Below are 12,554 nucleotides of genomic sequence, written 5' to 3' on the forward strand. Positions count from 1 at the left end.
TACCTCTAAAATTTTCTCGTAATTTGCTCTAAAGCTGTTCATCTATTTAAATGTTTGAAATTCAATTAAATATACGATTCTCTTAATCAATGAACAGCTTTTTTATAATGCACAACAGGTTAATTTATTTATATATTTACAATAACAATCATTCCAAAATAATAAAAGCAACCAAAATTATGAACAGAAAAGACTTTTTATCACTTTCTTCTAAAGCGGCACTTTTTTTAGGCGTTTCAACCGCAGTTTCTTGCAAAGATGAAACAATTGAAAAAACAAATACATTACTTAACAAATCTGCAAAAGGAACTGCCTTTGGTTTAAAAGTCCCCAAAATTGATAATGTAAGAGTTGGTATTATTGGCGCGGGAAACAGAGGACATACATTAATACAAATGTTTGATTGGTTAATGAAAAATAATAAAGCGACCATTGTTGCAATTTCTGATTTAAAGAAAGAAAAGACTGATAAACTAAACGCACATCTTCAAAAAACACACAATACAACTGCAGAAGCTTATCATGGAAACCCAGATGAATGGAAAAAAGTTGCAGACAGAGATGATATTGATTTGCTAATTATTGCGACTCCTTGGGAAATGCACACGTCAATGGCTTTGTATGGAATGGAAAAAGGAAAAAATGTGGCTACAGAAGTGCCAATTGGTACAACTCTAGATGATTGTTGGAAATTAGTAGAAACAGCAGAGAGAACACAGAAACATTGTATGATGATGGAAAACTGTTGTTTTAACAATGAAGAATTATGGGTTTTAAATATGGTAAATCAAGGTGTTTTTGGTGATTTAACACATGCTGAAGGCGCTTACATTCATGATTTACGTAAACATTTATTAGATGAAACCTATTATGAAGATCAGTGGAGAATTAAGCACCATTTAAAAAAAGATGGAAACTTCTACACAACACATGGTCTAGGGCCAATTAGTCAATATATGGATATTGGTCGTGGAGATACTTTTGATCATGTAGTTTCTATGAGTTCTCGTGAAAAAAGTTTGAGTGATGCTGCAAAACGTGCAGGAATTGATAAATTTTCTAATGTAAAATGTGGTGACATGAATACCACAATGATAAAAACCAAATTAGGTAAAACAATTATGTTACAATTTGATGTGCATTCTGGTAGACCTTATGACAGACTGAATACAGTTGTGGGTACAAAAGCAGTTCATGAAGGATATCCTTCAAAATTATATATCAATGAAGATGAATTGGCTTGGTGGGGACATAAATGGTTAGAGAAAGAAAAGTATGATGAATATAGAGAGAAGTACAACCATCCTCTTTGGAGTAAATTAAAAACACAGATTTCTGATAATTCTGTTGGTCATGGAGGAATGGATTTTGTTATGATTTATAGATTAATTAAATGTTTAAATGAAGGTATTCCTTTAGATATAAATGTTTATGATAGTGTTTTATGGAGTGCAATTACACCGCTATCAGAATTGTCTGTTTCACAAAATAGTAGTTCTGTAAAAGTACCAGATTTTACTGGTGGAACTTGGAAAAATAAAAATAAAACTGAAATGTTGAGGAACATTTAATCTAAAATAAAAGTCACTAATTTTAGAGTTTGTGGCTTTTTTATTGATAATTTTTGGAAGGTTTAATTCTTATCAGGAATTTTACTCATTGCGTATTCAGAAATTGCAGTAATAGATAAAGAAGGGTTTATACCAGGATTTGAAGAAATCATAGAACCATCGCAAACTAACATGTTTTTATATCCGTAGACATTACAATCTTTATCAATAACACCAACTGATGTATCTTCTCCCATTACTGCACCACCTAAAATGTGTGCCGTTGTTGGGCTACCTAATAACACATCTGTAAAGTTAACATACGGAATTGCTTTCACCATTTTACCAAACCTTTTACCTAAAGTTAACGCTTCAGGAATAAATGCATTTGGTTTTTTTCCTTGCTCTGTAACTGTTTTCATTCTTGTAAACTTGCCTCTTTTTAAACGTAATGTACTATCAAGAGTTTGCATAAAAAGTAAAACAGTAGTTCTCTTTGCGTAATTCTTTGCAAAGAGTGTTTTTAAAAAACGTAAGGGTTGTTTTAATATAATTCCAAACACTCCTAAAAGTCTAAACACTACAAATTTATTATGAACCGTTGGTATTGTTAACGCTCTAAAAAAACCAGAACCTTCACCATAACGAACGGGTTCTAAATGACTGTTTTCATCCGTATGAAGTACAGAACCAATTGCTAATCCTTTAGAATAATCTTTATGTTTTTTTTCAGTAGATGTCATTATCAATAATGATTCGTTATTCGTACGAATATTACTACCAACTTTATCAGAAAGGTTTGGTAAACTTTCATCTTTTAATTCTAATAATAACGGAACTGTTCCCATAACACCACCAGAAAATATTACACCTTTTGAGGTAACTTTTCCATTAGATTTCTTTCCTATTTTTGCTTTATATTCAATTGTATAACCACCTGACCCATCTTTATTCCCTATAGGTAACACATTTACAACTTCTTTTTCTGCAATAATTGTTGCGCCTAATTGTTCAGCTAAATACAAATAATTTTTATCTAATGTGTTTTTAGAATTATATCTACAACCTGTCATACATGCTCCGCAATGTATGCAACCAGTTCTGCCTGGTCCTTTTCCATCAAAATACGGGTCTTTAACTGTACGACCAGATTCACCAAAGTACACAGCTACTTTTGCTGCCTCAAAATGATCTTCTTTACCAATATCTTTAGCGAGTTGTTGTAATATTAAATCTGATGCTTCTAGTTTTGGGTTTGTTTCTGCACCCAACATTTTATAAGCCGTTTCATAAAAAGGATCTAAAATAGTTTTCCAATTGTTTAAAGTTGCCCAACTACCAGATTTAAAGAACTGCTCTTTTGGTACAGGTAAAGTATTGGCATATGTTAAAGAACCGCCACCAACACCAACGCCAGAAAGTACGCTAACGTGATTTAAGAATGTCATTTTAAAAAAACCATGAAAGCCAATTTGTGGCAACCACAACCATTTTTTTAAATTCCAGTTTGTTTTAGGGAAATCTGCGGCTTTAAACCATTTTCCTTTTTCAATAACAAGTACTTTATATCCTTTTTCTGATAAACGCAACGCACTCACAGAACCGCCAAAACCGCTTCCAATAATTACATAATCGTACTCTAAATTCTTCATAAAAGCAAAGCCCAAATTGATAGGTTTTAAATATAATAAAAATTAAGAAGATAAAAGTATCTCTGTCATCTTGTCATAAATCTTTGTTTGGTATTTTTTTTGACTATTGATTATCACAAATAATAAATTAAACAAAATAAATATAAAAATGGCAAAAGGAAATATTAATGTATCGGTAGAAAATATTTTTCCGCTGATTAAAAAATTCTTGTATTCTGATCACGAAATCTTTTTACGTGAATTAATTTCTAACGGAACAGATGCAACTACAAAACTGAAACACCTAATTTCTATTGGCGAAGCAAAAACAGAATTGGGTGATGCTAAAATTGAAATTAGTATTGATGAAGCTGCTAAAACTATAACTATTAAAGATCAAGGTTTAGGAATGACAATGGATGAAGTTGAAAAATACATCAACCAAATTGCATTTTCTGGAGCTGAAGAGTTTTTAGAAAAATATAAAGATGACAAAAATGACACTGGCGTTATTGGTCATTTTGGTTTAGGTTTTTACTCTGCTTTTATGGTTGCAGAAAAAGTAGACATTTTCACAAAGTCTTTTAAAGATGCTCCAGCTGCTCATTGGAATTGTGATGGTTCTCCGGAATACACTTTAGTAGAACACGACAAAGCTGACAGAGGAACAGAAATTGTTTTACATATTGCAGAAGATTCTTTAGAGTTTTTAAAAGAGGAAAAAATTGGTGGTTTATTAAACAAATACAATCGTTTTAATCAAGTGCCAATTAAATTTGGAAACAAAGAAATTAACGATCCAGAATTTACACCAGCAACTACAAAAGATGCAGAAGGTAAAGAAACTACAGAAGCACATAAGCAAATTTCTGTTGATAACATTATCAACAACACAAGCCCTGCTTGGACAAAAGCACCTGCAGACTTAAATGATGAAGATTATACTAACTTCTACAAAGAATTGTATCCAATGCAATTTGAAGAGTCTTTATTTCACATTCATTTAAATGTAGATTATCCTTTTAACTTAACAGGAATTTTATTCTTCCCGAAGTTAAGTCCATCAATGGATGTTCAAAAAGACAAAATTCAATTATACCAAAACCAGGTATATGTAACAGATAATGTTGAAGGCATTGTACCAGACTTTTTACAGATGCTAAAAGGTGTTATAGATTCGCCAGACATTCCTTTAAACGTTTCGCGTTCTGGATTACAGGCAGACGGAGCTGTAAAGAAAATTTCTGGTTACATCACTAAAAAAGTAGGTGATAAATTAGCTTCTTTATTCAAAAAAGACAGAGCAGATTTTGAAACAAAATGGAACGATATTAAAGTAATTATTGAGTACGGAATGTTGTCTGAAGATAAATTCTTTGACAAAGCGAAGAAATTTGCATTGTACCCAACAGTTGCAGATTCTTATTTTACGTTTGATGAATTGATTGAAAAAACAAAAGATAACCAAACTGATAAAGACGGTAATCATGTTGTTTTATACACTTCTAACAAAGAAGCACAACATAGTTATATTCAAGATGCAACCACAAAAGGATATGAAGTATTGGTATTAGATTCTCCTATTATTTCTCATTTAATGCAGAAATTAGAAGGTGGTGATGCAAAAGTGAAGTTTACAAGAGTAGATTCAGATTTTATTGATAATTTAATAAAGAAAGACGAAAACGTAATTTCTAAATTATCTGATGCAGAACAAGAAACATTAAAGCCAATTATTGAAGCTGCTGTGCCAAAACAAACGTACACAGTTCAATTAGAAGCTATGGATTCTGCTGCTTCTCCGTTTTTAATTACAGTACCAGAATTTATGCGTAGAATGAAAGAAATGCAAGCTTCTGGTGGCGGCGGAATGATGGGAATGGGTAACTTTCCTGACATGTATAATTTAGTGGTAAACACTAATAGCCCGTTAGTTTCAGAAATTTTAAATAATAAAGATGAAGCTGCACAGAAAGGTTTAATTTCTCAAGCTTTTGATTTAGCTAAATTATCTCAAAACCTTTTACACGGTGAAGAGTTAACAAACTTTATTAAACGTTCTTACGAGTTAATCAAGTAGTGGTAATGCCGCAGATATTTTAAAAAATCGTCATTACGAGTAAGAATGACAAAGTAATCTGCTTTTAAAGAATGAGATTGCTTCATTACATTCGCAATGACAGCTATATTATAAACCTCTTTGTTCATTCAAAGAGGTTTTATTTTAAAAAGACTATTTTTATATAAACAGATTTATAATGCAATTGAAACATTTTTTTGTTTTACTACTTGTCTTGGTACTTTCGGTAACAGATTCTACCGTATATTCTCAAGAAAGTGTTGCTAATTACTATCAATCTTCTAAAGTCATTCAGAAGAAATCTATTAGCTCCAGAAACACAAAACAAGTTGTTTTTAACAATACATTTTCTGGCAATTATTTTCTTTCTTTTTTCTTCCCAAGTATTCCTCAAAAAAATGCTTTTCAAAAACAAGTTCTGTATGTTTTAAAATTACAAAAGCAACTGTATCAAGAAATTTCTTTCTTAAAAAAACAACATATTTTCTTAATTACTAAAACTACCTCAAGTAATTCAATTTCTAATTTATACTTAAGCTAGAACTCTATTTCTGTTCTTGGCAAAATGCTGAAAAGCATCAAATGATAAAAAAATGTCTCACCATTTATCATTATTACCATGTATAATAAGAAAAAAAACACGCGTTTTAAAAAAACAAAACGACCAATTTATTGGTTAAAAAAGAAAATATTATTAATTATAACTGCATTTATGTTGGGTATGTCTAACTCTATTAACGAAGAAGATAAGTCTGTCTTTGGTAGTCATTACACAATTGAACAACAAGATAAAAAAGATTGACAAATTAGAACCTCTTTGTTTCACAAAGAGGTTTTTTTATTTTTATTTATGAAAAAACAGTGACCTAAATACAACTTAAACTAACCCAAAATGTAACTTCCCTCACAAAACAAGCTAGATAACTAAATCTAGTTTTTTTAACTTCTTGTTAAGCTATAAGTTTGATATGTAACTATTAAAACACATATTATGAAAACGCAAATTAGTTTAGAAGTAAAAACACCATGTACAGAAAACTTTAATTCATTTCAAAAAACAGCAAAAGGAGGGTTTTGTAATTCTTGTAGCAAAGAAGTTATTGATTTCTCTAAATTGACTTCACAAGAAATTATTAGCTATTTTAAAAAGAATACTGGTGCTAAAACTTGTGGTAAATTCAATAAAAATCAATTTGAAAATCTTTCCAATAAAAATACCCTAAACAAAAAATTAAGTTTCTTTAGCGGTATTGGTTTAGCATGTTTGTCTCTTTTTACTTTCGGAAGTATACAAGCACAACAAAAACCAATAAGCAAACAAATTAAACAACTTGCTGAAGATAAAATTATTAAAGGAATTGTTTCGGATGAAACAGAAGCTTTACCTGGTGTTAGTATTCTTTTACAAGGAACTAGAATTGGAACAGAAACTGATTTTGATGGAAAATTCACTTTTCCTAAAAAACTTAAAAATGGAGATGTTTTAATTTTTTCTTATTTAGGTTATGAAACAAAAAAAGTAGCTATTAACAGCAAAAATTCAAAAGAAAACATTGTTTTAAATGTAAAATTCGATTCTGAAAGTTGTGTCTTAATGGGTGCTGTAGATGTTAGACAAGTATATAAATCAAAAAAAAAAATCTTAATCTAAAATTCTTCTAATGAAATATTTATTAGCATTTGTACTTCTTTTTATTACGCTTCAAACAAATTCACAAGTATCCGATTTTAAGAATATTAATTTCAATAAAGCAGATAATAATGCCAAAAAAAGTAAAGGAAGAAACTTACAAAATCTTCCTTTACTTACTTATGATTTAACATCTAATTTAAAAACTGATGTTGAAAAATTTAGGGCAATTTATAAATGGATTTGTAGTAATGTAAAAGGTGACTACAATATGCACAGAAAGGTTAGAAGAAAAAGAAATAAATATAAAAATGATTCTAATTCTTTTCTTAAATGGAATAAAGAATACTCAAAAACTGTATTCAAGAGTCTACTAGAAGATAAAAAAACCATGTGTACTGGTTATGCTTATTTATTAAAAACGATGACAAGTATTGCTAATGTAGATTGTAAAATAATTAATGGTTATGGTAGAAACAATTCGGCAAATATTGGTAAATTGTCTATACCAAATCATTCTTGGAATGCGGTATTTTTAAATAACAAATGGTATTTAGTAGATGCAACTTGGGCAAGTGGTTATACTGATTTAAATAAAAATAAATTCATATTCGATTATAATGATGGCTACTTTTTAACAGAACCAAAACTGTTTGTCAAAAATCATTTACCATTGAATAAAAAGTGGATGCTTTTAGAAAACAAAATAACAACTGCTAAAGAGTTTTTAAATGCCCCTTTAATTTATAGCAAGATCATTAAACATAAAATTACGCCAGTTCTTCCAAAAAAAATGGAAAATAAAATTTCTAAAAATGAAGAAATTACATTTGCATTAAAAGCCTCAGAATCTATAGACTTAAGCAAGTTCAAAGTCCAGACCAGTCTTACAAGAACTGTAAAACCAATTTCTATATTAAGAAAAAAAGATTCAATTTTAATCCTTCATAAATTTAAAATAAAAGGATTTTATGATGTTCATATTCTATATAAAAACGATGTGATTGTGACCTATACTTTTAATGTACAAAAATGAATTTCATCAACTAAAAAATAAGTAGTAAATTTAGATTTTTAAAAGACAAATTTATGAAATGGAAAGGTAGAAGGAAAAGCGCAAATGTAGATGATAGAAGAGGCGCATCTTCTGGAGGAAGTTCTGGTGGAATATTAAGTGGAGGAATGGTAAAACTTTTAATACCTTTAGTTTTAAAATTAATTACTTCAAAAAAAGGATTAATCATTGTAGGTGTTATTGTGGCTATAATGTATTTTACAGGTAATAATCCATTAAATTTCTTAACTGGAAATACTAATAATAAAATAGAATCTACTTCTTATAAAGGCACAGCAAAAGAAAATGAGTTGGCAGACTTTAGTGCTACCGTTTTAGCGGACACAGAAGATATTTGGAATAAAATTATCCCTAATTATAGAGAACCAACTTTGGTTATTTTTACAAGATCTGTAAATTCTGCATGTGGAGCTGCTTCTAGTTCAACAGGCCCTTTTTATTGTCCTGGTGATGAAAAATTATATATCGACTTAAGTTTTTTTCAAGAAATGGCAAGAAAACTTAATGCTCCAGGAGATTTTGCGCAAGCATATGTAATTGCTCATGAAGTTGGGCATCATATTCAGAATCTAACAGGCATGAATAGAAAAGTACAATCTATGCGTGGTAGAGTTAGCCAAACTGAATACAATAAGTTATCTGTAATGTTAGAATTACAAGCAGATTTTTATGCTGGCGTTTGGGCACATCATTCTCAAAGAATAAATCAATCTATGGAACAAGGCGATTTGCAAGAAGCGCTAAATGCTGCACATGCAATTGGTGATGATCGTTTGCAAAAAAACTCTACAGGAAGAGTTGTACCAGATTCTTTTACACATGGCACGTCTGCACAAAGAATGCGTTGGTTTAAAAAAGGTTTTGAAACTGGTGATGTAAACCAAGGTGATACTTTTAATGCACGTTCTTTGTAAAGTTTCATTTTTTTAAAGATGCATAAAATTGTAAAATCCACTGTAAAAGATGCGCAACTTTTATCAAAATTAAGCGCAGAAACGTTTATAACTACTCATGGTCATTCTGCAACTAAAAAGGATATAGGTAACTATGTTGCTAAAAATTTTAGTGAAGAACATTTTGCGTTAGAATTATTAGACACAAAAAATGAATATCATCTTTTTTATGTTGATGGTACAATTGCTGGGTATTCAAAAATAGTTTTCAACCAAGAAAGTCTAGTAATAGTAGCAAAAAATGTTACTTACATGAGTAGATTGTATTTTTTGAAAGCATTTTATGGTTTGGGTTTAGGAAAAGAATTATTCAACTTTAATATTTCTTTAGCGAAGAAAAATAACCAAGCAGGAATTTGGTTGGCTGTTTGGGTAGAAAACTCTAGAGCCATTTCTTTCTATAAAAAAAAGGGTTTTAAAAAAGTAGGTAGTTATGATTTCCCTATTTCAGAGACACATTCTAATCCTAACATGTTCTTTATTTAGAATTTTAATGATACCGTTTATTAAAATGATTTTTTAAAAAAACAACTTGCGCAATAATCATCAATCCAAAGAAAAATACCGAATATAAAACTGTATTTGAAACTGAAAAAGATTCAAATACAGTTTTATATTCGGTATTATTAATGGGAATTGGTTTAGGTGTATTTTTAGCTTTAATTTTAGACACTTATACAAGTTTAGATGAAGATGCAATTTATCCTGCAACAATTTTCTTTATGGCTGGTGTTGGCTTATTTGTAGGCTTTAACTTAACAAAAAAAAAAGATAACGAATAAACTAATAATTCAATTCTAATTCTACAAACCATTTCAATTTTATTGAAGTGGTTTTTTTATTTTTAAAAAGGTCTGTATATTAGAGCCAAATTAAACTTTATATGAAGAATGATTACACAAATAATAAGTTTAGAGAACTTTTAGACAAACTACAGCAAGAAAGCTGGCAGTTAGAGTTGCTAATTTCTGGTTTTGCCATTTTTGGTTTATTTACTTCATTAGAACCTTTAGCATTACTGCATCAAGAAGCAATTGCATTAGAAAGTTATACGAAATACTTATATATAGTTGCTGCGCTTTCTTGTAAGGTTTTAATTATAAACTTAATAATTCATGTACTTTTAAGAGGTTTATGGATTGGTGCAATTGGGCTTCGTTATGTTTCTGGAGATATTGAATATGATAGCCTTAACTATAAAAAAAGATTTACAAATTATCTTAAAAAGAAGGTTGGTTCTTTTGATAAGTACATTGGCACATTAGAAAACTATTGTAGTATTTTGTTTGCTGTTACATTTTTGTATTTATTTTACATCATCTCTTTTTTTATCATTCAGTTTATTATTCTTTTAGTAGGGGCTTTTTTTATAGAATCTGGTATTTTTCCAGGAATGGTTGGGTATAGTTTATTCGGCATTTTTTGTTTTATCTTTCTTTTTTTATCTTTTATTGTTTTTATCGATTTTGTAACCCTAGGTTATTTTAAAAAAAAAGAATGGACATCCTTTTTATATTTTCCTTTATATAAAGTTTTTAGTGTTATTACATTATCCTTTTTATACAGACCATTAGTTTATAATTTTTTGGATAATAAATTCGGAAGAAAACTATTATTTATACTGTTTCCTGTTTACTTAATTGCTTTTTATGCTTCATCGGTAAACAATGTAAGATCTAATTATATCTTAAGTAAATCTTATTCTACTAAAAATTATATTAGCAATATAAATTATGTAAACTCATTAGAAAAAGGGCAATATATTAGAAGAGCAGCAATACAATCAGAAATTATTTCAAACCCTTATTTAAAAGTTTTTATTCCTTTTAGAAAAAACATAGAAGATATTGTACTTAAACAGAACCCAAGCTTAAAACCTAAAAAAGATATAAGAGGTTATAGCAGTAACTTTTTTTCATCAAATAAAAAAGACGCATTAAAAGATAGTGTTCAATTAAAATACCTGAATGCATTTAAGAAAACATATCGTTTAAAAATTGATAACTTAAACATTGAAACTGACTTTCTTATTACCAAAACCAATAATCAACTAGGTCTTCAGACTATTATACCATTAAAAGAAATTATTGAAGGAAAACATTTATTAAAAATCAGCAGATTTATTACTTCAAAAAAAACAAAAAAATTAGAAAATGAAAAAGTTATTGAAATCCCTTTTTGGTATTACAAACAATAAACTCATGAAAAAAATCACCTTTTTATTTTTATTGATAGCTATTTCAATAAACGGTCAAACTGATTCTAAAATCTACGATATTATTAATGCTGTTTCTGCAGATAGAATTAAAGCTGATGTAAAAACATTAACAGAATTTGGTACAAGAAATACATTTTCTGACACTATTTCAAATACTCGCGGAATTGGAGCCGCAAGACGTTGGATAAAGTCTGAATTTGAAAAAATATCCAGTGATTGCAACAATTGCATCAATACCTTTTATCAGAAAGATTTTGTTACTAAAAAAGGAAACAGAAGAGTACCACATGATGCATGGATTGTAAATGTTGTGGCAATTCAAAAAGGTACAAAATACCCAAATAAATATATTATTATGAGTGGAGATATAGATTCTCGTGCAAGTGATACTATGGATTTTACAACAGATGCACCAGGCGCAAATGACAATGCTTCAGGAATGGCAGGTACCATTGAATCTGCAAGAGTTTTAAGTAAATACAAATTTGAAAACAGCATTATTTATGTTGGTCTTTCTGGTGAAGAACAGGGCCTTTTTGGTGGTGCAGGTTTGGCAAAGTATGCTAAAGAAAAAGATTGGGATATTATCGGAATTTTAAATAATGACATGATTGGAAACATTGAAGGAGTTGATGGCGTTATAGATAATCGTTCTTTTAGAATTTTTTCTGAACCAGTTCCTGCAAATGAAACTGAAAGACAACGTAAGATGCGTCGTTTTTATGGTGGTGAAGTTGATGGAATCTCTAGGCAACTGGCAAGATATATTCATAAAAATGTAAAAAAATATATGCCAGAAATGAACCCAATGATGATTTATAGATTAGATCGTTTTGGTCGTGGCGGACATCACAGACCTTTTAATGATTTAGGTTTTGCAGGAATTAGAATTATGGAAGCGCATGAGAATTACACACAGCAACATCAAGATATTAGAACAGAAAACGGAATTAATTATGGAGATACTTTCGAACATGTTAATTCTCCTTATGCAAAGAAATTAACGGCCGTAAATGCAATAAATTTAGCAAGTTTAGCTTGGGCGCCAGAAGCACCAAAAGAAGTTGCTATTGGCGGAATTGTACAAGCATCTGCTAAACTAAAATGGACTAAAGTTGAAGGCGCAAAAGGCTACAGAATTTATTGGCGAGAAACAACATCTCCTACTTGGGATAATTCTAGATATGTAGAAACTACTGAGTTTACTTTAAAAGGAATCGTTATTGATAATTTCTTTTTTGGTGTTACTGCTGTTGGTAAAAACGGCCATGAAAGTGTTGTAGTTTTCCCAACTAAACCACTATGGACTAAAGTCCATAGGTTTTTAAATCTGACTAAAGTCAGGTGTACGAAAACAAACGTGCTTACTCAAGGATAAAATTATCATTATCATTACTCGATTTACGATGATGTTCTA

General features: G+C 29.8%; 12 protein-coding genes. 11 read left to right on the forward strand and 1 reads right to left on the reverse strand.

Features of this window, described 5'->3' with window-relative positions; all coding sequences use genetic code 11:
* Positions 1-179: 179 nt before the first annotated feature.
* On the forward strand, positions 180-1,571 hold the full coding sequence (locus V3V28_RS02915) for a Gfo/Idh/MocA family protein (protein ID WP_331363528.1): 1,392 nt from the start codon (positions 180-182) through the stop codon (positions 1,569-1,571).
* Between the two features lie 62 nt (positions 1,572-1,633).
* Here the strand turns inward: V3V28_RS02915 and V3V28_RS02920 are convergent, their stop codons facing one another.
* On the reverse strand, positions 1,634-3,202 hold the full coding sequence (locus V3V28_RS02920; RefSeq protein ID WP_331363529.1) for a GMC oxidoreductase: 1,569 nt from the start codon (positions 3,200-3,202) through the stop codon (positions 1,634-1,636).
* 148 nt (positions 3,203-3,350) lie between these two features.
* Between V3V28_RS02920 and htpG the strand changes: the two genes are divergently transcribed.
* The 10 genes from htpG (at position 3,351) to V3V28_RS02970 (ending at position 12,515) form a co-directional block, all read left to right on the forward strand.
* Positions 3,351-5,261, forward strand: coding sequence for a molecular chaperone HtpG (gene htpG, locus V3V28_RS02925; protein ID WP_331363530.1), 1,911 nt, complete (start codon positions 3,351-3,353; stop codon positions 5,259-5,261).
* A 178-nt stretch (positions 5,262-5,439) separates the two neighbouring features.
* Positions 5,440-5,802, forward strand: a complete 363-nt coding sequence (locus V3V28_RS02930) for a hypothetical protein (RefSeq protein WP_331363531.1) — start codon at positions 5,440-5,442, stop codon at positions 5,800-5,802.
* 78 nt (positions 5,803-5,880) lie between these two features.
* Positions 5,881-6,063, forward strand: coding sequence for a hypothetical protein (locus tag V3V28_RS02935; RefSeq protein WP_331363532.1), 183 nt, complete (start codon positions 5,881-5,883; stop codon positions 6,061-6,063).
* Between the two features lie 189 nt (positions 6,064-6,252).
* The gene (locus V3V28_RS02940; protein ID WP_331363533.1) at positions 6,253-6,912 is read left to right on the forward strand and encodes a carboxypeptidase-like regulatory domain-containing protein; all 660 of its coding nucleotides are present in this window, start codon (positions 6,253-6,255) and stop codon (positions 6,910-6,912) included.
* A 10-nt stretch (positions 6,913-6,922) separates the two neighbouring features.
* Complete coding sequence (locus tag V3V28_RS02945) at positions 6,923-7,927, forward strand: transglutaminase domain-containing protein (protein WP_331363534.1); 1,005 nt, start codon at positions 6,923-6,925, stop codon at positions 7,925-7,927.
* 53 nt (positions 7,928-7,980) lie between these two features.
* Positions 7,981-8,880, forward strand: coding sequence for a KPN_02809 family neutral zinc metallopeptidase (gene ypfJ / locus V3V28_RS02950; protein ID WP_331363535.1), 900 nt, complete (start codon positions 7,981-7,983; stop codon positions 8,878-8,880).
* Positions 8,881-8,898: 18 nt separating this feature from the next.
* Positions 8,899-9,405 (forward strand): GNAT family N-acetyltransferase, encoded by a 507-nt coding sequence (locus tag V3V28_RS02955; RefSeq protein ID WP_331363536.1) that lies wholly within the window; start codon positions 8,899-8,901, stop codon positions 9,403-9,405.
* A gap of 143 nt (positions 9,406-9,548) precedes the next feature.
* On the forward strand, positions 9,549-9,701 hold the full coding sequence (locus V3V28_RS02960) for a hypothetical protein (protein WP_331363537.1): 153 nt from the start codon (positions 9,549-9,551) through the stop codon (positions 9,699-9,701).
* Positions 9,702-9,802: 101 nt separating this feature from the next.
* On the forward strand, positions 9,803-11,116 hold the full coding sequence (locus tag V3V28_RS02965) for a hypothetical protein (protein ID WP_331363538.1): 1,314 nt from the start codon (positions 9,803-9,805) through the stop codon (positions 11,114-11,116).
* Between the two features lie 4 nt (positions 11,117-11,120).
* Positions 11,121-12,515 carry a M28 family metallopeptidase gene (locus V3V28_RS02970; protein WP_331363539.1) on the forward strand — a complete coding sequence of 465 codons (1,395 nt, stop codon included), beginning with the start codon at positions 11,121-11,123 and terminating at the stop codon, positions 12,513-12,515.
* Positions 12,516-12,554 lie beyond the last annotated feature (39 nt).

Origin of the sequence: Polaribacter sp., assembly GCF_036480315.1 — a bacterium.
Lineage (GTDB): Bacteria > Bacteroidota > Bacteroidia > Flavobacteriales > Flavobacteriaceae > Polaribacter.